Source organism: Bradyrhizobium sp. SZCCHNRI1029, from assembly GCF_032487555.1.
Lineage (GTDB): Bacteria > Pseudomonadota > Alphaproteobacteria > Rhizobiales > Xanthobacteraceae > Bradyrhizobium.
Genome location: NZ_JAUEUK010000007.1, coordinates 1 through 20,682 on the forward strand (window position 1 = coordinate 1; position 20,682 = coordinate 20,682).

The window sequence follows — 20,682 nt, forward strand, 5'->3', positions numbered from 1 at the left end:
GTTCCTGCGCCAGCTCGCCCGCCGAGGTTTGCGTGGCGTCAAGCTCGCATGCTCACGAGGGCATCAAGGCCACCGTATCCAAGGTGCTCAATGCCACCTGGCAGCGTTGTCGCGTTCACTTCATGCGCAACGTCCTGGCCCATGCCGGCAAGAGCGAACGTCGCGTGGTCTCCGCCTTCATCGCTACAGCCTTCGCCCAGGACGACGCCGAGGCAGCCAAGGCGCAATGGCGCAAGGTCGCCGATCAGCTCCGTCCCAAGGTGCCCAAGCTCGCCGCCTTCATGGATGAGGCCGAACCTGATGTGCTCGCCTATATGAGCTTCCCGGCGCAGCACCGCGCCAAGCTGCACTCGACCAATCCAATCGAGAGAGTCAATGACTGTGAAGACAAGATCCGTTTCGACCCGCTTGGCGCTTGCAGTTTTTTTTACGAGCTGATTCTGCCCCCCCATCTTGTTGGTATTGCTGTTGGTATCGGCAGCAATCGGTGAGTAAAACCACTGCAAACTCAATTCGTTATGCTATTGGGCGATTGTCGGCCAGGGGCACCAATTGGGCGTTCGCCCGCATCCGCCGACGTTCGTTTCCCCCTCAAAATCTAAAGATAAGCCGCCGTTTGCCCTTCGCCGGCGTTCGCCCCGTCTTGCTGGTATCCTTGATGAGAGTGCGCGGGGTCATGGTATCGCGAGCTTTGGGGTGGAATCGAACCTATGCCGACGAAATCCGCCCCCCTATTTCCGGCACCTGAAGCCGGCAAGGAAAGACTACAAGCGCTCAAATGAAGGCGGGCTCTTCATGCTCGTCACCGCGACCGGATCGTAACTTTGGCGCTTCGCCTATTGCTACGACGACAAGCAGAAACCGCTCGGAAACTAACCTCCATAGGCTTCCTTCGCTGACAAGCGTGGGTCAGTCAGACGCTGGTGGAAGCCCCAACTCGGGAATCCTGTCGCGCTGCGGATCCTGGAAGTCGAACAGCATGCGGCCAGGGATCTTGCCAATCTCGAGATTTTCGATGAGGAACGCGCGAACACCGAAGTGGCCCTTGAAGTCCTGTCGCACCTTGTCCCAGTCCGAGAAGGCGCAGAACTTCTCCTTGGGAATCGTGCAGGGTTGGGTCGGTGGATTCTTCTGCGAGAAGCCGAGGGGATGCCAATCGCGGTAGAGGCCGCCGACGAGCTCCTTGGCGGCGTAGTGCCCGCAGAAGAAGGTCTGCGCCAGCTCGCAATAATGCGGGTAGAACGGCTTGAAGTTGTCGATACGGTAGGTCTGAATGCCGGTGTCGCCGAACTCCTTGAGCTCCGCGTCGTGAAGCTTGCCGGGCTTGAGAAAGCGATCCTCCGGCGCAACGCCGGCCTCGACATTGCTGACGACCTGCAACAGACCCCGCGCATTGGCCGGATAGAGATCGATCTGCAGGGGAAAGATCACGACTGATACACGGTATCCGGCGACATAGCCGATGCCGAACAGGTCGAGCGCTTCCTTGACCGTATGACCCTTCAACTCCTCGTAGTCGGCGACGAAGGAATACTTCTGCCGGGGCGGACCGAGCTGGGTCAGCGCGTCGATGCCGAGGGCGGCATCGGAGGGGCTGCGCGAGATCATGCGGATGACATAGCGCACACGTCTGTTGCTGGCGAGATCGTCGATCGCTTCATTGACCGACTTCCTGCGAATCGGATCCTGCGACACGTAGAACAGCGCGAGCGACGGACCGGCCGCGGAGAACAGGATGCCACCAACCAGGCAAAGGAAGAACGCCGCCTTGAAGAACGAGGTGACATCTTCCGGTTTTGACCTAAGCGCGATGCAGGCGAACACCGTGGTGATGAGCAGCAGGATCAGTCCGACCGCCAGCAGCGCTGCGGTCGAGGATGAGGCGAGCACGAAGCTCAGCACCTGAACGAAACCATCGATGGCCTTGTCCATATCATCTCCCTCCGTCGTGAAGCCGTAGAGCTTCCAGAACCCGGTCATGACTGCCAGCTCAGTCCTTGTCGGCGGTGCAGCGTCCGCCCGAGAAGCCAGCGAAGGCGGCGCAGGTCTTGAAATTGAGCGAGAGCTTGTACAGGTCCGTTCGCTTGGCCGTCTCCTCGTTGCGCCCCTTCTGATAAGAGAAGGCGAGCGCGACGTTCGGGTTGATGTCATACTTGATCGTGCTGTCGAGCCAGCTGCCGCTCTGCCCGGAATAGACCTCGCGCCACCAGTGATAGGTGACGGCGCCGCTCAGACCGGCGAGCGGCTCGGCCCAGGCCGGCAGCGTTGTGCCGAAATCCGCAACGCGGAACAGAAACGTCGCTTCGGGGCCGATGCGCAGCGAGCGGCCGAGACCGGAGAAGCCGATCGGTACGACACCGCCCTGGCGCTCGTCATATTGCACCTTGAGGTCGGGGCGGAAATTGGTGGTCACGAAGGTGCCCGGAATCTGCCGGTTCACGCGCAGATACATCGGCATCCATTCGAGCTTGGCCTGCCCAGTGGTTCGGTTCAGGATACCATCGCGGGTTTCGAGCCAGCTGCTGCGGACATAGTCGGCGCCACCGATCGGGTTGATGAATCCGACCTCGGCGCTGCCGCCGACGGTGATCGCATCCCGGCTGTCGTCGCTTGCCGCGGCGGAATGCGCTTCCTTGTCGACCTTCACATAGGACGCCAGGCTGGCACCGATGAAGCGCGAGTAGTCTTCGTTGAGATAGCTGTAGGCGAGACCGACCAGTCCATTGACCTGCCAGATCGTGTCGGCGGCCGTGTTGTTGCGCGCCCAGGACAATTCCGCACCCGTCGCCTTCTCATTGGACTGCGGCTTGCCGAACATGTCCACATCGGCGAAGTCCTTGCGCACGAACCAGATGAAGTCGCTGACCGGCTGGGGCCCGGGTGCCGTCTTCACCGCCAGCGCTGCGGCTGCGGCCGACGCCTGCTGCGGGTGCGGCGTGGCGGCGACGGGCCACTGCTGCCCGCAGCCTTGTTTCAGGCGCTTGTGCGCATAGTCGCGCACGATCGCCGTCCAGTCCGGCTCGGCCGCGGGGGCGCTCTTGTAGCACGCGAAGATGTCGTCAGCAGCTGCCGTCTCGGCTGCGGCCTGCGCCGCAAGGATGCCGCCCGCGACGGCGACGGTGAGACTGGCGAGGCTCATGCGCTTCATCGGTACCTTCCTTCATGTGGTGGACTGGATCCCGCCGGTGCCCGCCTCAGTTTCCGGCGGCGCGGACCTTCTGGTAGATCAGCGTCACGATATCCTTCACCAGTTCGCAGCCGGCGAACTCACTCGGCGTGTAGCTGGCGCGGCGCCAACCCCGCAGATGCCGGCCGATGTCGTAGATGTCGTAGGCATCCAGGCCGAGATCGCCGGCGAGCGAGGTCGCCTCGGTCGCCGAGGGCCACTGGCGATGGAAATAGTCGAGGACGTATTGCTCCACTCTGTCGCGCGTCGTCGTCATGGATTGCTCCGGGATTGAGGAATTGGGACCGCGCGCCGGCGGACGAAACCTGCAGGACGCGGCCTGCAGGTTTCATCTGCCGCTCGCCGCATCACTTGCCGAACAGAGGACCGACGGACGGAAGGATGACCGCCGTGACCGTTCCCTTCGCGCCGTCCGCAGACGTATTGCCGAAGCCGAGGTTTGCAGGCGACGGGAAATTGCCTGGCGACCCTCCGCCTGTGCCCTTGCACCAGCCATTGGCCGGCGCGCCCTGGCCTCCGGGGCCCGGATTGCCCGGGCTGCCGCCCCGACCTGGGAGTCCGGCCCTCCCGCCGACATTGTTGATCCGCGAATAGCTCAGGACTTCGTAGGCAGGTCTGGTCGTGACGAAGATGAGATCGGCGCCTTGTCCCCCAGCGCCGGCGTCACCGCCGCGTCCGCCGGGACCGGCGGCGCCTCCCGTCCCGCCGGGGCCGCCACCCTCCTTGCAGTCGAACAGGCTCGTGGCCCCTTCCTTGCCGTTTCCGGCCCGGCCGCCGTTGCCGCCTTTCCCCCCGGTCCCACCATCGCCGCCGTCAATGCCGCGGAAGAGAAGGACGAGGTTGAGAAGACCAGCCGGGATCGGCCCTTTCGGATCGGAGAGCTCTCCGGCGACCAGATAGACGTCGGGCAGTTGCCGGGTCTGTCCGGCAACGGCAGGCCCGCCAGGGCCGCCGGGGTAACCGGGATTGCCAGTCCGGTTGGTCTCGCCGGGATTGTCGGCGCCATTGGGACCTGCGGGGCCGTCACTGCCGACGGCGGCCACGGCCTGCGGATCGCGCTGGATGATGCTGTAGGTGTCCGGGTTGGCGAACTTGATGCGTTGCGCGGCCACCACGATGTAGGGATAGTTCAATCCGGTCAGCGTCAGCTTTGCCCCCGCCGCGAAGGAAATCTCGTCTGCCTTGATGATCTGCTGCGCGAATTTCTCCTCGCCGCTGATCGGAATCAGCGTCTGCGTCAGCGGAGCCGCCTTGATCGCGGCCGCGATGTCGGGCGGCAGTGAGCCTGTCGGAATCTGCTGTTGCGCCAGAGCGACGCTGGGCAACAGCATGGCGGAGCAGGCCATCAGTCGAAGACTCTTCATCTGCAATCTCCTCAGGTCATCATGATTGTTTGAATCAGCGGCCCGCTTTCGAGACGCCGCGCCTGGACGGCGAGCAGTCATCCATGTCGCCGAACAGCGCCTAGCGAGATCCCGGAATCGGGAAGCGGACGTTTCCCTCGGCGCTGTTCCGGGTCACGTTGCCGCCGAGCGAGACATCGCGGTTGACGTTGAGCCGCGGCTCGTTGGTGGAAGGATCACGGCTGATGTTCGGATAGTTGGTCGGAGGCGGGGCTGGAGCGTGGAAGTTCTGCAACCGCTCGCTGTCGGTCTGTTGATGCGGCTGATAGGTCGGCACCAGGTCCTTGAGGTTCTGACCGGAGGCCTGGGACATCAGCAAGGGCGAGATGATCAAGCCCATCACGATACGGATATTGGATCTGCGCATTGAATCCTCCTGTGTCTCGTTTGCACGGGAGGAACTATGCCGAGGCGGTGTGAGACGATCGTCAGGACATCGCAAGAGCATCGTCAAAAATGCATCGGAACGACGCCATCTGCACTCACGCACTTGCGCTATCGCGCGCGTCGGCAAGGGCGCAGCGCAAGAGGCATCGGATCCGGGCTGGGAGTCGAGGCGCGCGCCTGTGCTGGCTCACTGTCTGCCAGCATGCTGCAATTGCGCGGCGGCGAACCAGGGAGTCGGGCTCAGCGCAAGTTTGGGCTGCGCGGATAGGTCCGCGGCGGCAGGCCGGGGTGGCCGCTCGCACGCAGGATGAAACTGCCGATACGGGCATGGTCACACGGCGAAGCGGCCACCGCGTCCTGCTTGATCGGCTCGAGCACGGCGGCGCCCGGCGGCGGGACGTCGGAGCTGGCCACGGGACCGTCGGTCACCGCAAGCGACGCAAGCACCGGGCCCGGTTGCAGCGATGCGAGATAATCTGCGAGCCGACGCACGAGTTGCGGCGCTGCCACGCTGGTGCCGCGCATCGCCACCACCGAACCGCTCCGGGTACCGGCCGCGAGCACGCCCCAATGCGCGGGCCCCTGGTCGGCGATGGCAGCACAATCGGGCTCGGCGCGCCCCGGCGTCGGACCGCTCGCCGTATAATCCGTCGGCTGGCCCGCGGCATCGACGGCTCCGACCACGAGCGCGCCCGCACCGGTCGCGAGCGCCGACAGTGTGTCCTCGCGAGTCATGGGGCAGCCGCTGCTGTCCGGATCGCTGTAGCTGCCATCCAGCGCCGCACGCTGATAGCCCCCTGCATGATCGAAATAGGACTGACGTCCATGCTGCACGTAGCCCAGCGGGGTATCGTCGCGCTGGATGTAGAGATGTGCGGTCAGCGGCGCCTCCGATCCGTTGGTGACGGAAAGCCGCCAGCGTCCGGCCGGCGCTGGATGCCTCACGCTCCAGCGCGCGGTGGTCGGATTGACCGACAGATGAAAGCGGACGCGGTCGGGCTGGCCGGCCACCTTGGCCAGGTGGCCATTGATGGCGGCGATCGGCTTGCCGTCATCCTCCAGCACCTGCACATCGCCATCACCGAATCCATCGATCATGCGCGGCACATCGCCGGGCGGCGTCAGGCTGACGCCGACGCGCGGCCATTGCTGCGCGATCGCTTCGCCGTCGAGCCAGATCTCGAGATGATTGGACGTACCGTCATCCGGCAGCATGATCCAATCGATCTGATCGGAGGCGCCGGGCTGCACAACCATCCGGCCCGTCGTCCGCTCGCGATAGCTGTTGCCGGCCGGCAGCACCAGATAGGTCGGGCCGCCGCGTTGGTTGCGACGCTCGATCATCCGCGACAGAGCCTGCTCGATCTCGTGGCTGCCGTTCTTGGGGCCGGCCGCGATGCCATAGCTGAAATTGATGACGAGCGGCAGCTTCGGGTTGATCCGGTCGGCCCACAGCATGATCTGGCGCGCCCCCTGCAGCACGTAGCTCGCCATGGTAACGCCGGTCGTATCGCCGGACACCGGCGACGGCAGCTGCACCGCCAACAGAGGCCGCTTGCTGGCGATATCTTCCGCGGTCGGATCGTAGCCGCCGGAGAGATCGAGAATGTGTGTGCCGTGCGAGACGCGTTGCGCCAGCGGCTTGCGTTGCTCATTGCCGAAATCGGTCATGCCGAACGCGCGATAGATGTCGGCCTCGCTCGCATTCGCCGCAAACAGCACGTCGAGCTCCTCGCCGGTGAGCCGCTGCCCGGCGGCGACGCCGAAATCCTTGGTCCGGCGCTCGACATCCTGTAGCCAGATCGCCCGGATGCGCGATCTGCCGCCCCTGCTGCGAAAACGGCGGTTGGCAAAGGCGATGCCGTCATCGATGACGCCGATAGCGACCTGCCGCGTCAAATCCGTCAACGGCTTGCCGAGATCGGTCGGCGCGGCGATGACAGAGTCGAAGCGCAGGCCTGGAATCGGCGGGCCGACATGGATCGCCGTGAAGAGACCGTTGGCGGCAGTGCGATTGGCGATGTCTTCGGGCCGGTAGATGAAGAACTGCACATCGCGCGGATCGTCCGGCGGCGGGACGCGACCGATGCGGATGTCGTCGATCAGCTTCGTCAGCAGATCGAATTCGTCGGCCGACATGCGGATGGTCAGCGCGTCAGCAGGCTCGTCCGGCTCGTGGCCGGCGGCCACGATGGCGGCCAACTGGCCGAGATGGGCCACATAGCTGCCGTTGGCCTCCGGCAGCAGTTGGATCTGCACGCTGCACCAGTCCAGCCTCTTGCCGAGTGGCCTGTTGCGCAACTCCCAGTCCAGATAGGGATTGGCTCGTTCGGCCCGATCTCCTCGCCAGTCTCTCATGCGCCTGTCCTTTCGTGTCAGCCGACGATCAGGCGGCACTCGGCGAGCGCCTGCGTCCAGAGATGCTGCAAGATCGGCGAGGCTGGAACGGTCGATGGCGTGCCGGCCTCGATGATCGCGCCGCCGCCACCCTGCTCGCTGGCGACGTTCGCAGCGGCCGATCGCCTGTAGGACATCGCCAGCACATCGTCGTAGCGGAAATCGTCGTTGAACCCCCGCCCGTCGAACTTGCGCATCGTGACCTGGCCGCAGCCAGAGCAGCGCGCAATGAACAGCTCCGCCAAGGTCCAGCCCAGCACCATACCGGCCACGCTGTCGACCGGAAAATGCACGCCGGCGACCGTCCGGTTGATGGCAATGCGCTCGGCGTGGCGCATCAGCTGCACGAACACTGGATCGGTCGCATCGACATCGTCTCGCCCGGTCCTCGCCTTGCGCATGAGCGCGTTGATCACGAAGGCCGCAGCAAAGGATTCCGTGGCATGGCCGCTCGGCAGCGACCCATGCCCCGGCGTCTGGATCATCGGCTGTATCTGCGGTGAATATTCGATTGGGCGCCGGCAGGTGAGCGCATGCTTGACCCGCATTTCGATCGTGGTCGTCACCTGCAGGATCAGCGCCAGCAGCTCGGCGGTGTGCGGGCTGCGGCTCGGATTCCAGTATCCGACTAGGCCCAAGAAGCTGGTGAAATCGTGCAGCTCGGCCAGGATCTCGCTGCTGCGTTCCATCCGCAGCGCGGCATAGTTGAACACCCAAGCCGCTTGTTCGGCGAAGTCCGAGGCATTGGGACGGATCATGTGCACGATCGGCGTGAACGTCTCATCGCTGCGGCCACGGTACTGAAGCGAGATCGAGGTCTCGCCTTCGTCATAGACAAGGCCCGACAACAGCTCGCCAGCGAAGATGCGCAGTCGCACGTCGCGCGACCAGCGATCGAGCGCCTCTGGCCCGGCAGTATAGTGATCAGGCGTGTGTGACGGCTGGTTCCAGTAGCCGACGACGCCCTCCCGGCTGGTAATCAGCGCGCGTGCGCGCGATGAGGCGCGGACACGGCGGCCCTCGCCGCTCTCACCGCTTTCGCCGCTTTCGCCGCTCTCACCACTTTCGCCGCTTTCTCCGCTCTCACCGCTTAGCCATGCCATCTGCCGCCTCCCTGCCTGGCCCGGCGGACTTGCTCCGCCCGTTACCACTGAATGGTCGTTTTGACGGCACGCGCGGTCAAGCCGCCCGCCTTCGAAATGACGGCGTTTCACGGATTTTTCACGTTGACAGCAAGGGTGTTGGAGACTTCACTACTCAATCATTGGTTTCCGTATTTTCACGACTGATTACATCATGGTTGTGGGCGACGAATGTGAGCTCAGATCCAAAATTGCTGATCAAGCTTCTTGGTCCGTTTCGCGTGGTCAAGGCTTCTGGCGAGGATTGCACGCCTAGAGGACGCAAGGCTTGCGCCCTCATTGCGATGTTGGCGCTGGCGCGGGAGCACAAGCGATCGCGGGTCTGGATCCAGGACAGGCTCTGGGGGAGCCGCGGCAAGGAGCAGGGCGCGGCTAGCCTTCGCCAAAGCCTGACCGAAATCCGCAAGGCGCTGGCCGACTGCCGCTCCCTGCTGTGCGCCGACAGCTTCGTCATTTCGCTCGATCCAAAGCTATTTGAGACCGACATCGCCCGTTACGCTACCGCGTCACCACTGCAGGAGATGGCGCCTCCCCAAGGTGAGCTTCTTGAAGGCTTTGACATTGCAGAGGAGGAGTTCGAGGATTGGCTGCGCGAGGAGCGTGCGCGATTCCAGATGCACGTCGCACCTTCGCCGGACCTCCGCCACGTCGTCAATCTCGCGACCGACCTTGCAGCGCACCTGCAGCCCGCCGAGGAGCGGCCCTCGCGAAACCGAATCGTCCTGATCCCCGGCTGCCGGACAGGTCCGTCGGATACTGCGGTCGTGACCGACAGCCTCGTCGATTCCATCGCCAAGACGATCAAGGAACTGGGCGTAGCCACGATCCAAGACCGGCGCGACATGAGCGCGTCGGCGGCCTGGCCGGCGGACACTTTGCCTGGCGATGGCTCGATCGGTGACGATGGCTCCTCGGCCGGCACGCTCTCCCTGCGTTCTGATGTGTTCGGGTCTGACACGAGCAAGATCGTTCGGCTCGCGCTGCTGCAGCGCCCCGCCAACACGCTGGCATGGTCGTCGACATTGCAGATCAACGGCGAGGGTACGCTCGACCTGAACGACACCAATGTGATGAGAACCATCAACCTGGTGGTCAACTTCGCCGTCGATCAACTCGCTCATATCAAGGATGGCGCTCCGAGGTCTGCCTCCCATCTATGCTATGCTGGTATCCTGCGCCTGTTTCGACTTGGCAGAGCCAACTTCGAGTCCGCCGACAAGCTGTTCGCGGCTGCTTTCGCGGCCGAGCCCCGCGGCATCTATCTCGCGTGGCGCGCCTATTTGCGCACCTTCATGCTCGCCGAGCGTCAATTCAACTGCCGCCAGACGCTTGAGGCGGAGGCTTTCGATCTGATGTACCGGGCGCTGGAGCTCGAACCCTACAACTCCTATGTTGCTGGCCTGAGCGCGCATGTCCATTCCATGATGCGACGCTCGTATGTTGCCGCCTATGAGCTGGCCGAGCGAGCCATTCAACTGAACCACGCCAACCCGATCGCCTGGGCCTGCCTGGGAATCGCAAAGAGCTATCTCGGCAAACCAGAGGACGGCTTCCAGCACACATTGCTTGCCCGTACGATCGCTGGTGCGGCGCCTTTCCGTTTTCAGCTCGATGCCCTGAGCTGCATTGCGGGGACCATGGCGGGAGAACTCGACAAGGCCGTCCATCTTGCAGAAGCCAGCCATGCTCTTGCTCCGACCTTTGCTCCACCCTTGCGATATTTGTCAGCTCTCTATGCCCATAATGGGCACCGTGAGCTTTCTTTCGAGATGGTTCGCAAGCTGCAGACAACGGAGCCGGACTTCTCATATGACAAGCTGAGGGATAAAGCCTACCCCGCGGCTGGCCTGCATCGAACGTCAATCATCAACTCGCTGCCAGCCCGACAGTTCTAGCGGCGTCACACTTCATCCGAGAGACCATGGAGCGGCGATCCACGAGCGCCTGACGGTCTAGAAGAGCCTCGCGTTGAGGCAATCAGCTCCGCTGGCGTGCTCAATCCGCATGTCGTTCCCGCAAACCCGAACATGCATCGTCGCTGGAAGCGATTCATTTCGCTGCCGCATTTCACGGCTTCTGGATCTCGCCAGCTTGCAGGAATGCTCGCGAAACAGGGCCTTGAAACCTTCCGGCGGCCGCTCTTAGACTACCTCCAGTCTGGCTAACTGCAATGGGGTTGCCGCGGGTGAGTACCCATGACCAAGAATAGTTGTGTCAACCTCGCGCTATTCGCGACGCAGCAAAAGCTTCTTTTTGCGGACTTCTTCAAGCTTTACCAGACTGTCGCACAGCCCTGCCGGATCTTCGTGATCGCGGCGGACGTCAACGCGGTCGCGCGGGTCGAGAAGCTCGCAAAGCGCATCAACAAGACCGGATTCGTCGAGGGCAAGAGCTTTGTCGAGATGGCGCTGCTGCGGGTGCCGATCTCGTTTCGAGATGTCGCAGGCCGAATCGAGAGGTGGGTGGCACCAACCCGCAAACAAGGTCCTGCCCTGCTCGTCGTCGACATGAGCTGGGGCCTCGAGACCAACTCGGCGACGGCCAATTTCGAGGGTTGGCCCGCACTTGCGGAAACGCTCACCCAGCAGTCCGAGGTCTCGATCGCCTCTCTCTATAACCGCCGGGTGCTGATCGACGAGCAGTTGCTCGTCGCGCTGCGCGGCCATCCGCAGATCCTCACCAGCGCCGGACTCGTGGACAATCCGCATTGGCTGCCGTCGCGGCTGCAGACGCGCGGCGCATTGCGCGAGCAGGTCGATTTCTGGCTCGGCGCGATCGCGCCGGAGTTGCGGATCGGGACATCGGTGGCCGCGCTGCACGCAGCCGAAGGCGCCGACCCCATGTGGCTGTTGCGACGATCGGCGGAAGAGCCCAGTACAGTTCATCTCGACAGCCGCGACCGCTGGAAGATCCGCTGCTTCGGACGCTTGCGGATCTATCGCAACGACGGCAGCCAGGTGAACTGGGACCCGCCCGGCGGAGCGACCCGCAAGACTAAGACCCTGTTCGCCTATCTGCTGCAGAAGGGCGGCCATGGCGCAGCCACCGACGAGCTTGCGGATCTGCTCTGGCCCAACGCCGAGGACATTGAGGCTGCGCGCAACCGCCTCTATCACACCGTGCGCTATCTGCGGCTGGCGCTCGGCCAGCCCAACGGACGCGACGAGACGCGCAACTATGTCCGGCGCGAGGGATCGCGCTACGTGCTGGTGCCCCCGGAGCGCAGCTGGCTCGACATCTCGACCTTCGAACAGCTCTGCCGTCAGTCCCAGGGTCACATCAAGGCCGGCGCGAGCGACGAGGCGCTGATCTGTCTGCAGGCGGCGGACCGTCTGTACACCGGAGACCTGTTCGAGGACATTCCGGTCGAGTACGCCGACGATGGCGAGCGCGACTGGTGCTGGAGCAAGCGCTATTGGCTGCGCGACATGTTCTTCAAGGTGCAACGCGACGCGGCACGGATCTATCTCGAACGCAACGACCACTCGGCCGCGCTCGCGCATTGCCAGAAGGCGCTGGCGATCGACCCCTTGTGCGAGATGGCGCATGCCGAGGCAATGCAGGTGTTCAAGGCGCAAGGCCGACGCGAGGCGATCGACCGCCAGTTCAAGCTGTACCTCGACTCGCTCAAGCATTTCGACAACCGGCCGAAGAGCGCCTCGCTTCAGGAGCTGCACCGCAAGCTCACGGCGTGAGGCCGCTCGTTCGCGACCGGCTCGGTCACACGACCTTTGCCGGCCAAGCCATGCGCCATGGGGGGTGCCGCCGCCAGCAGAATTGACGATTTATCTCAATTTGCCATAGAGTTAGGGGCTAAAGAAAACCCAAAGGCCGCCGCTTAGAGTGAGCCCATGACAACGTCGCCGGCAAAGGCGGCGAATGGGAGGACGACATGCCAGGTTCGGCAGCTCAGCTGGCGCGGTGCCCCTATAGCGACGCCGCCAAAGACTTCGATCCCTTCGAGATGCGCGATCCGTTCCCGTTCTATGAATGGGCCCGCGCCGAGGCGCCGGTCTTCTTCTCCGACGAGCTGAAATACTACGTCGTCGCGCGCCACGCCGACCTCAAGGCCGTGTTCGACGACTGGCGCACATTCTCCTCGGAGAACGCCCAGGCCCCGCTTCGCGCGATGTGCGAGGAAGGCAAGCGCATCATGCGCGAGGGCGGCTTCACCGCCTATTCCGGCCTGTCGGCGCGGGTACCGCCCGATCACACCCGCATCCGCAAGCTGGTCCAGGGCTGCTTCGGGCCGCGTCGGTTCAGGGCGATCGAGCCGGAGATCAAGGCGATCGTCAACCAGGCGATCGATGCCTTCGCCGATCGCGGACATGCCGACTTCTTCCGCGAGTTTGCCTATGATGTGCCGGCGCTGGTGCTGTTCAAGCTGGTCGGCATTCCCAATATGGACGTGCCGCGCGTGAAGTCCTGGGCGGTGAGCCGCGCGCTGCTGACCTGGGGCGACCTCAGCGACGACGAGCAGATCGTGCATGCGCGCAACATGGTCGAATACTGGACCTACTGCCGCGCGCTGGTGCGTCAGCGCCACGATGATCCGACCGACGATCTGCCCGGCGATCTGGTCCGACTGCAGAAGGACGGCGCCGAGATCAGCGACGAGGAGATCGCCGGCGTGCTCTACAGCGCACTGTTCGCCGGCCACGAGACCACGACGACCTTGATGGCCAACGGCATGCGCGAGCTGCTGCAGCGGCGCGACAACTGGGAAGCCATCATCGCCGAGCCGCAGCTCATTCCGAATGCGGTCGAGGAGTGCTTGCGCTTCAGCCCGTCGATCGTGGCCTGGCGCCGGCGCGCCCTGAAGGACACCCAGATCGGCGGCGTGCCGGTGCCGAAGGATTCCAATATCCTGCTGCTCATCGGCTCCGCCAATCGCGACGAGGCGGTGTTCTCCGCGCCGACCCGTTTCGACGTCCGGCGCACCGACGCGAGAAGCCATCTGGCCTTCGGCTACGGCATTCACACCTGCGTCGGCCAGCAGCTAGCCCGCATCGAGTTCGCGATCGCGCTCGGCGAGCTGACCCGCAGGCTTCCTGGCCTCCGGCTCGCTGCCGACCAGACCATCGACTTCGTTCACAACATCTCGTTCCGCGTGCCGACAGCGCTTCGGATCGAATGGGACGTGGCCTGACACGACGATCGTCATTGGACCGCGTTTCACAAGCAACAACAAGTCCGGAGCCGATCCGGGCCATAAGGTGGGGAACAGACGCATGGGCGCCAACGCAGCCGCATCCTTCATCGTGCCGTTCGAAGACGCACGCGAGGACGACTTCCCGCGCATCGGCGGCAAATGCGCGAGCCTAGCGCGCATGATCGCACAGGGCGTGCGCGTTCCTGCGGGATTTGCGGTCGCGACCGACGCCTACGCCCTTCATCTTCGAAGCAACGGACTCGAGGCGACGATCAGCGAGCGCCTGTCGCGGATCGTGCTCGACGATGTCGATGACGAAGAGAAGTTGTCGCACGAGATCCGCGACGCAATCATGGCGCAGCCGATGCCGGGCGCGGTCGAGCAGGCGATCCGCGAGGCGTATCGCCGGATGTCGCCCGACGGTCAGTTGCCAGTGGCGGTGCGCTCGTCGGCGACCGCCGAGGATCTGCCTGACGCCAGCTTCGCCGGCCAGCAGGATACCTATCTCTGGGTGGTCGGCGAGGACGCCGTGGTCGAGAAGGTCAAGGCGTGCTGGGCCAGCCTCTTCAACGCGCGCGCGATCTCCTACCGTGCCGAGAACGGGCTCGGCCAGATCGACGTGCTGATGTCGGTCGGCGTCCAGAAGATGGTCAACGCCGCCGCCGCGGGCGTGGCGATGACGCTGGATCCGATCAACGGCGACCGCACCAAGATCGTGATCGATTCCGCCTTCGGGCTCGGTGAGCCGGTGGTCTCCGGCGAAATCACGCCCGACAATTTCGTCGTCGAGAAGGTGCTTCTGCAGGTCATCAAGCACCGCATCGCCGAGAAGGATTTCGAACTCGTCGCCGATCGCGCCGAGCGCCGGACCGTCGAGCGCGTAATCGCGCCGGAGCGCCGCACCCTGCCCTCCCTGACCAATGCCCAGGTGCTCGCCGTCGCCAGGCTCGCCAAGTCGCTCGAGCGCAGCATGGGCTGTCCGCAGGACGTCGAATGGGCGATCGACGCCGATCTCCCTGAAGACGAGAACCTCGTGGCGCTGCAGAGCCGGCCGGAGACCGTCTGGAGCCAGAAGAAGAAGCAGTCGACCGCGATCTACGAGACCGGGATTGCGGGTGTACTTGGAACGCTGCTGGCCCCGGTCCAGGCCAAGCGGTGAGCATCACGACAACAAGCAACAGAGAAACCGAGGGGACACGACAATGACGGCGCATGCGAAATTCCCAAGTCCCTATGACCTGAAGACGCCGGTCGGCGCCGAGGGCTGGGAGAAGCTCTATCCCTATTATCTCCAGTTCCAGAACAGCCTGCGCGACAAGGAGGACGGCAAGTTCTGGTTCTGCGACTCGCAGCACTGGCCGAGCCCGTTCAAGCCGTTCGACGCCGTCACCGTGGAGTTCGCGGTCAAGTGTCTCGGCCAGTACAACACGCGGCACTATCTGATCCCGCCGGCGAACGGCGTCGAGTACCGCATCCACAATGGCTATTGCTACATGAGCCCGGTGGCGGTGGCGCCCGAGCTGATCGCTGGTCGCGTACCGCATTTCATGGAGCGCGCCGGCTACTACTTCCAGAACTGGGACCGCCTGCTGGCGAACTGGGACAAGAAGGTCCGCGCCAACATCGCCGATCTCGAGGCGCTCAATTTCGAGCCGCTGCCCGAAGCCGTGCCGCTGGAGTGGATCACGGCCGGTGTCGGCCTCGACAACACCTACGCGCTGATGGAGACCTACGACCGGGCGATCCAGCTGCTCTACAAGACCTGGCAGTACCATTTCGAGTTCCTGAATCTCGGCTACGCGGCCTATCTCGACTTCTTCAGCTTCATGAAGGGGCAATTCCCCACCATTCCCGATCAGGCGATCGCCAAGATGGTGCAGGGCGTGGAAGTCGACCTGTTCCGTCCGGACGACGAGTTGAAGAAGCTCGCCAAGCTCGCCGTGAAGCTCGGTGTCGCCGATGCCCTGAAGAGCGGATCGGTCGACGAGGCGCTGGCTGCGGTCGGCCGTGCGCCGAACGGCGCCGAATGGCTGACGGCCTGGAACGAGGCGCAGGATCCCTGGTTCAACTTCACCTCCGGCAACGGCTTCTACTCGACCGACAAGTACTGGATCGAGCATCTCGACATCCCGCTCGGCTATGTCAGGGACTACGTCGTCCGCGTGCAGCGGGGAGAGGAGATCGACCGGCCGACGGAGGCCATTGCCAAAGAGCGCGACCGCATCACGTCCGAATATGCCGAGATGCTCGATGCCGACGCCCGCGCAGCCTTCGAGGGCAAGCTCGGGCTCGCCCGGACCGTGTTCCCCTATGTCGAGAACCACAATTTCTACATCGAGCATTGGTCGATGAGCGTATTCTGGCGCAAGATGCGTGAGCTCGGCGCCATCTTCCGCGATGCCGGCTTCTGGAAGGACGCCGACGACCTGTTCTATCTGAACCGTCAGGAAGTCCGCGACGCGCTGTTCGACTACGGCAACGGCTGGGCCGTTGGCGCACCGGCGATCGGTCCGACCTATTGGCCGCCCGAGATCGAGCGGCGGAAAAAGATCCTGGCTGCGCTCGCGACGACGCCGCCGCAGCCCGCGCTCAACAATCCGCCCGATGTCATCACCGAGCCGTTCACGATCATGCTGTGGGGCATCACCACGGAGAGCATCGGCCGCTGGCTCGATGGCGCCGCCAACACCACCAAGCTGTCCGGCATGGCCGCTTCCCCCGGCATCGTCGAGGGCCGCGCTCGCGTGGTGCGCTCCGCCGATGAGCTCGGCCAGATCCAGCAGGGCGAGATTCTGGTTGCGCCGGTCACAGCGCCGAGCTGGGCACCGATCTTCGGCAAGATCAACGCGATCGTCACCGACATCGGCGGCATGATGTCCCACGCCGCGATCGTGTGCCGCGAGTACGGCCTGCCCGCCGTCACCGGCACGGGACGCGCCAGCTCCTCGATCAAGAACGGACAGATGCTGCGCGTCAACGGCTCGACCGGCGAAGTGACCATCCTGTCCTGACCCAATCGAGAGAGGCCGGCGGCGCCGGCCTCTCTCCGCATATGGAACATTGCAATGCTCGATAGGTCCGATGTCGGCAACCGCTATGACGAAGTCTGGCGCATCAGCGAGCCGTACATGCGCGCGCGCAAGAACGACGTCCACATTCCCCTGTCCTATGCGTATGCGCGCAAGCTGCTCGCTCAATATCCGGACGCAGACGAGGACATCGTTTCGCTCGCAATCATCCTGCACGACATCGGCTGGTACACGATCGACATGAAGGACATCATCGAGAAGGGATTCGGTCCCAACATGATGCAGTCCGATGTGCGCTTTCTCCACGAAAGCGAAGGCGTCCGCATGTCACGCGACGTCCTCGAACAGGCCGATTGGCCGGAGAACATCATCGTCGCGGTCGGCGAGATCATCGACGGCCACGACACTCGCCCCTACCCGCGCTCGCTGAACGACCGGATCGTGCGCGACGCCGACAAGCTGTGGCGCTACACCACCACGGGCGTCGCGGTGGCCTGCGACTGGTTCAAGATGACGCCGCGCCAATATGCGTCGCGCCTGACGACGCAACTCGCGGTGCTCGAGACCGAAGCCGGACGACTGATGGCCGAGGAGGCGTTGGGCGAGACCCGTGCCGCGCTGATGCTCGACCTGATCTGAACCTGGGGCCGCGGACATGGACATGTTCATCGACGGCCGCTGGGTTGCAGCCCAAAGCGGCGCGACCTTCGACGTCGTCGATCCGGCAACGGGTGAGACGGTCGACAGCGTTCCGGAGGCCGGGCGCGCGGATGTCGATGCCGCCATCAACGCGGCCGACATCGCATTCCAATCGTGGAAAACAACGCCCGTGGCAGAGCGCGCCCGCCTGCAGAGGAACGCGGCGCGGCTGATGCGCGAGAGTGCCGGTGAGCTCGGTCGCCTGCTGACCAGGGAGCTCGGCCGTCCGCTGGCGGGAGCCGTCAGCGAAATTCAGCGCTCGGCCGAACTGCTCGACGTCTATGCCGAGGAAGGCCTGCGCCTGCACGCCGAGATGCCGCTGACGGGTGTGGCCGGCGAAAAGATCATCATCACACGCGAGCCGGTCGGCGTCGTGGTCGCGATCACGCCCTTCAACTATCCGGTGACGCTGCTCTGCTTCAAGCTCGGCGCCGCGCTGATGGCCGGTTGCACCGTCGTCGCCAAGCCCGCCGAGGACACGCCGCTGTCGACCTTGCGGCTCGCTGAACTCTTTCGGGCCGCTGGGTTTCCGGACGGCTGCTTCAATGCCGTGACCGGTCGCGGCCCTGACCTCGGCATGCAGATGATCGCGCATCCGACGCCGCGCAAGATTGCGTTCACCGGCGGCACCAGGGCCGGCAAGGCGATCGCTGCTGCTGCAGCCGGAACGATGAAGCGCGTCACCCTCGAGCTCGGCGGCCAGTGTCCGGCCATCGTCTGCGCCGACGCCGATATCGGCGCAGCGGCTGCTGCGATCGCCCGTCACGCCTTCGCCAATTCCGGCCAGTTTTGCTACCGCGTCAATCGCGTCTATGTCGAGCGCCCCATCTACGCGGCCTTTCTCGCTGCGCTCGCCGACAAGGTCGCGCAGCTCGACGTCGGCAACGGCCTGACCTCGGATTGCGCGCTGGGACCGCTCATCAACGAGAAGATCTACCGCAACAGCGAGCGGCAGATCGCCGATGCCCGTGCCAACGGCGCAACCGTGCTGACCGGCGGCGTCCGGTTGACGGGCGGACTCTACGACAAGGGCTGGTTCCTGCCGCCGACCGTGATCGCCGATGCGCCCCCCTCCGCGCTCGTCATGACCGAGGAAACGTTCGGCCCCGTGCTTGGTGTCGCCCCGTTCGACGATCGCACCGAGGCGCTGCGGCTCGCGAATGCGACGGTCTATGGACTGGCCGCCTTCGTGTTCTCGCGCAACCTGGCGACAGGACTGACCCTGGCCGAGCGCCTCGAAGCCGGCTCCGTGTGGGTCAACGACATCCAGCGCTCGAACCAGCGCGCGCCGTTCGGCGGCATGAAGCAGAGCGGAATCGGCCGCGAGAAGGGCCGCTACGGCATCGAGGACTACCTCGAATACAAGACGATTTATCTCAGCTACGACACGGAGCTGCGATGATGCATTTTCTGCGCGAACAGGATCTGCCGATCTGGCTTGCGGCGCGGCCGTGGCTGGACGTCCGCTCCAACGACGAGCATACGCTGATCTCCTATCGTCTCGGCCAGGCGCTGCTACGGATCCATCCCGAAGCGGACGCCGCCGTGGTGCTGCCGGCGATCCTCATGCACGACGTCGGCTGGAAGAAATTCCCGCCCGAGCAGCTCGCCGCCGCCGTCGGCCCCAATCCCAGATATCCCGAGCTGCAACGTGCCCACGAGATCGAAGGCGTGAAGATCGCAGCCGAGGCGTTCGCACGGCTGGCGATCCCCGGGCTAAGAGTCGAGACCATCCTGGCGATCATCGACGGCCACGACACCCGAAAGACGGCGATCTCGCATGAGGATGCGCTGATGAAGGACGCCGACAAGCTATGGCGCTTCACCGGCCATGGGGTCGCGACGATCGGCGGCTGGTTCGATACGCCGCCGAAGGAGACGCTCGCGATGCTGGAAAGCTTCGTGCTGCCGTCGATGCTGACCGAGGCCGGCACCACCATGGCCCGGGCGCTGATCGCCGAGGGCACGGCGTCTGCGTTCATGGCGGATCTGCTGCACATCGAGGTTGCCACATGAGTCCGATCCAACTGCAAGGCAAGCGCGTCATCGTCACCGGCGCGGCCGGCGGGCTGGGCCGCGGATTCGCGCTCGCCTTTGCTGCGGCCGGTGCCGAGGTCGTCGCCGCCGACATCCGTCTCGGCGGCGCCGACGACACCGCGCGGCTGATCCGCGACCGCGGCGGCAAGGCGCACGCGGCGGAGGTCGACGTCGCGAACGAGACGTCCACCGCGGCGCTGGCGCAATTCGCGCTGGCGCGCATGAGCGGCCTCGACGTGCTGGTCAACAATGCCGCGATCTATGCCGGGCTCGAACGCCGCGGCTTCGAGGCAATCCCGGAGGCCGAGTGGGACCGGGTGATGCGCGTCAACATCAAGGGCGTGTGGATGATGAGCAAGGCGGCCGCGCCACTGCTGCGACGCGCCGGCGGTGGCGCGATCGTCAACGTCTCGTCGGCCACCGTCATGAGCGGCTCGCCGATGTGGCTGCACTACGTCTCGTCGAAAGGCGCCGTCATTGCGATGACGCGTGCGCTGGCGCGCGAGCTCGGCGACGACAAGATCACGGTCAACGTCATCGCGCCCGGCTTCACGCTCACCGAGGCCAGCCTCGGCCTGATGGAGAACGCCGCCGAATATGGCGTGTCCCGCGGAGCCCTGAAGCGCGCGGCCGACGTCGACGACATGGTCGGCGGCGCGCTGTTCTTCGCGTCGCCGGCCGCGACCTTCATCACCGGTCAGACCCTGATCATCGACGGCGGCCGGCAGTTCATCTAGGGACACGCAACGACCCATGCCCAGAATCACCTTCATCGAGCCCGACGGCACCGTGCGCCTTGTCGAGGCCGAGCCCGGCGAGAGCGCCATGCAGGCGGCGAAGCGCAATGGTGTCGATGGCATCATCGGCGAATGCGGCGGGTCCTGCATCTGCGCCACGTGCCATTGCCACGTTGACAAGGCATGGCTGGAGCGCGTCGGCTCCGCCGGCGACATCGAGGTCGACCTGCTCGAATTCGAGGCCACCGACGTGCGCCCGGAGAGCCGCCTCGCGTGCCAGATCTCGATCACCGACGCGCTCGACGGTCTGGTGCTGCAGGTCGTCGGCCTCAGCCGCTGAACGGCCGGAGGGTTGCACCGGTCTTTGATCACGCCGCACGCATCATCGGCGGTGGGACGATGACGGGCATCGAGCTGCTCGCTTGAACAGATCGACCCGCTTGGTCGATACGGCCGCGCCGATCCTCGCCGCCGCTTTCCCTTCGCATCGCATCATCTCGTCGCTTGCGCAG

General features: G+C 64.5%; 17 protein-coding genes and 1 pseudogene. 11 read left to right on the plus strand and 7 right to left on the minus strand.

The features are described from left to right. Positions 1–413: pseudogene (locus tag QW861_RS20130) on the plus strand (transposase); the annotation flags it as partial. A gap of 496 nt (positions 414–909) precedes the next feature. Here QW861_RS20130 and QW861_RS20135 read toward each other — a convergent pair. From QW861_RS20135 to QW861_RS20165, 7 genes are all read right to left on the minus strand, one after another. Next, positions 910–1,980 (minus strand): hypothetical protein, encoded by a 1,071-nt coding sequence (locus QW861_RS20135; protein WP_315751500.1) that lies wholly within the window; start codon positions 1,978–1,980, stop codon positions 910–912. 10 nt (positions 1,981–1,990) lie between these two features. Next, positions 1,991–3,148 (minus strand): hypothetical protein, encoded by a 1,158-nt coding sequence (locus QW861_RS20140; RefSeq protein ID WP_315751498.1) that lies wholly within the window; start codon positions 3,146–3,148, stop codon positions 1,991–1,993. A 46-nt stretch (positions 3,149–3,194) separates the two neighbouring features. Continuing rightward, on the minus strand, positions 3,195–3,443 hold the full coding sequence (locus QW861_RS20145) for a hypothetical protein (protein WP_315716235.1): 249 nt from the start codon (positions 3,441–3,443) through the stop codon (positions 3,195–3,197). Positions 3,444–3,534: 91 nt separating this feature from the next. Next, positions 3,535–4,551, minus strand: a complete 1,017-nt coding sequence (locus QW861_RS20150; protein ID WP_315751496.1) for a hypothetical protein — start codon at positions 4,549–4,551, stop codon at positions 3,535–3,537. Positions 4,552–4,651: 100 nt separating this feature from the next. Then, complete coding sequence (locus QW861_RS20155) at positions 4,652–4,957, minus strand: hypothetical protein (RefSeq protein WP_315736163.1); 306 nt, start codon at positions 4,955–4,957, stop codon at positions 4,652–4,654. 260 nt (positions 4,958–5,217) lie between these two features. Then, entirely contained in the window at positions 5,218–7,335 is a 2,118-nt protein-coding gene (locus QW861_RS20160; RefSeq protein ID WP_315716238.1) for a S8 family serine peptidase, read from the minus strand. 17 nt (positions 7,336–7,352) lie between these two features. Continuing rightward, complete coding sequence (locus tag QW861_RS20165) at positions 7,353–8,477, minus strand: phosphatase PAP2 family protein (protein WP_315751494.1); 1,125 nt, start codon at positions 8,475–8,477, stop codon at positions 7,353–7,355. Between the two features lie 230 nt (positions 8,478–8,707). Between QW861_RS20165 and QW861_RS20170 the strand changes: the two genes are divergently transcribed. From QW861_RS20170 to QW861_RS20215, 10 genes are all read left to right on the plus strand, one after another. Then, on the plus strand, positions 8,708–10,411 hold the full coding sequence (locus QW861_RS20170) for a hypothetical protein (protein WP_315716240.1): 1,704 nt from the start codon (positions 8,708–8,710) through the stop codon (positions 10,409–10,411). 300 nt (positions 10,412–10,711) lie between these two features. Continuing rightward, positions 10,712–12,211, plus strand: a complete 1,500-nt coding sequence (locus QW861_RS20175) for a bacterial transcriptional activator domain-containing protein (protein WP_315751492.1) — start codon at positions 10,712–10,714, stop codon at positions 12,209–12,211. 197 nt (positions 12,212–12,408) lie between these two features. Continuing rightward, the gene (locus QW861_RS20180) at positions 12,409–13,665 is read left to right on the plus strand and encodes a cytochrome P450 (RefSeq protein ID WP_316172624.1); all 1,257 of its coding nucleotides are present in this window, start codon (positions 12,409–12,411) and stop codon (positions 13,663–13,665) included. A gap of 82 nt (positions 13,666–13,747) precedes the next feature. Further along, positions 13,748–14,827 carry a PEP/pyruvate-binding domain-containing protein gene (locus tag QW861_RS20185; RefSeq protein WP_315751486.1) on the plus strand — a complete coding sequence of 360 codons (1,080 nt, stop codon included), beginning with the start codon at positions 13,748–13,750 and terminating at the stop codon, positions 14,825–14,827. A 43-nt stretch (positions 14,828–14,870) separates the two neighbouring features. Then, entirely contained in the window at positions 14,871–16,679 is a 1,809-nt protein-coding gene (locus QW861_RS20190; protein ID WP_315751484.1) for a PEP-utilizing enzyme, read from the plus strand. Between the two features lie 54 nt (positions 16,680–16,733). Next, positions 16,734–17,336 carry an HD domain-containing protein gene (locus QW861_RS20195; protein WP_315751483.1) on the plus strand — a complete coding sequence of 201 codons (603 nt, stop codon included), beginning with the start codon at positions 16,734–16,736 and terminating at the stop codon, positions 17,334–17,336. A gap of 16 nt (positions 17,337–17,352) precedes the next feature. Further along, positions 17,353–18,798, plus strand: a complete 1,446-nt coding sequence (locus tag QW861_RS20200) for an aldehyde dehydrogenase family protein (RefSeq protein WP_315751480.1) — start codon at positions 17,353–17,355, stop codon at positions 18,796–18,798. Continuing rightward, positions 18,795–19,412 (plus strand): HD domain-containing protein, encoded by a 618-nt coding sequence (locus tag QW861_RS20205; RefSeq protein WP_315751478.1) that lies wholly within the window; start codon positions 18,795–18,797, stop codon positions 19,410–19,412. The genes QW861_RS20200 and QW861_RS20205 overlap by 4 nt, the downstream gene beginning before the upstream one ends. Further along, positions 19,409–20,170, plus strand: coding sequence for an SDR family NAD(P)-dependent oxidoreductase (locus QW861_RS20210; RefSeq protein WP_315751476.1), 762 nt, complete (start codon positions 19,409–19,411; stop codon positions 20,168–20,170). The genes QW861_RS20205 and QW861_RS20210 overlap by 4 nt, the downstream gene beginning before the upstream one ends. Positions 20,171–20,186: 16 nt before the next feature. Continuing rightward, positions 20,187–20,510: a 2Fe-2S iron-sulfur cluster-binding protein gene (locus QW861_RS20215; protein WP_315751474.1), complete on the plus strand. Its 324-nt coding sequence runs from the start codon at positions 20,187–20,189 to the stop codon at positions 20,508–20,510. Positions 20,511–20,682 lie beyond the last annotated feature (172 nt).

Coding starts and splice junctions, on each gene's coding strand:
- QW861_RS20145 (WP_315716235.1), bottom strand. CDS start 3,443: ATGACGACGACGCGCGACAGAGTGGAGCAATACGTCCTCGACTATTTC.
- QW861_RS20210 (WP_315751476.1), top strand. CDS start 19,409: ATGAGTCCGATCCAACTGCAAGGCAAGCGCGTCATCGTCACCGGCGCG.
- QW861_RS20200 (WP_315751480.1), top strand. CDS start 17,353: ATGGACATGTTCATCGACGGCCGCTGGGTTGCAGCCCAAAGCGGCGCG.
- QW861_RS20140 (WP_315751498.1), bottom strand. CDS start 3,148: ATGAAGCGCATGAGCCTCGCCAGTCTCACCGTCGCCGTCGCGGGCGGC.
- QW861_RS20160 (WP_315716238.1), bottom strand. CDS start 7,335: ATGAGAGACTGGCGAGGAGATCGGGCCGAACGAGCCAATCCCTATCTG.
- QW861_RS20190 (WP_315751484.1), top strand. CDS start 14,871: ATGACGGCGCATGCGAAATTCCCAAGTCCCTATGACCTGAAGACGCCG.
- QW861_RS20185 (WP_315751486.1), top strand. CDS start 13,748: ATGGGCGCCAACGCAGCCGCATCCTTCATCGTGCCGTTCGAAGACGCA.
- QW861_RS20165 (WP_315751494.1), bottom strand. CDS start 8,477: ATGGCATGGCTAAGCGGTGAGAGCGGAGAAAGCGGCGAAAGTGGTGAG.
- QW861_RS20155 (WP_315736163.1), bottom strand. CDS start 4,957: ATGCGCAGATCCAATATCCGTATCGTGATGGGCTTGATCATCTCGCCC.
- QW861_RS20135 (WP_315751500.1), bottom strand. CDS start 1,980: ATGACCGGGTTCTGGAAGCTCTACGGCTTCACGACGGAGGGAGATGAT.
- QW861_RS20175 (WP_315751492.1), top strand. CDS start 10,712: ATGACCAAGAATAGTTGTGTCAACCTCGCGCTATTCGCGACGCAGCAA.
- QW861_RS20180 (WP_316172624.1), top strand. CDS start 12,409: ATGCCAGGTTCGGCAGCTCAGCTGGCGCGGTGCCCCTATAGCGACGCC.
- QW861_RS20205 (WP_315751478.1), top strand. CDS start 18,795: ATGATGCATTTTCTGCGCGAACAGGATCTGCCGATCTGGCTTGCGGCG.
- QW861_RS20215 (WP_315751474.1), top strand. CDS start 20,187: ATGCCCAGAATCACCTTCATCGAGCCCGACGGCACCGTGCGCCTTGTC.
- QW861_RS20195 (WP_315751483.1), top strand. CDS start 16,734: ATGCTCGATAGGTCCGATGTCGGCAACCGCTATGACGAAGTCTGGCGC.
- QW861_RS20150 (WP_315751496.1), bottom strand. CDS start 4,551: ATGAAGAGTCTTCGACTGATGGCCTGCTCCGCCATGCTGTTGCCCAGC.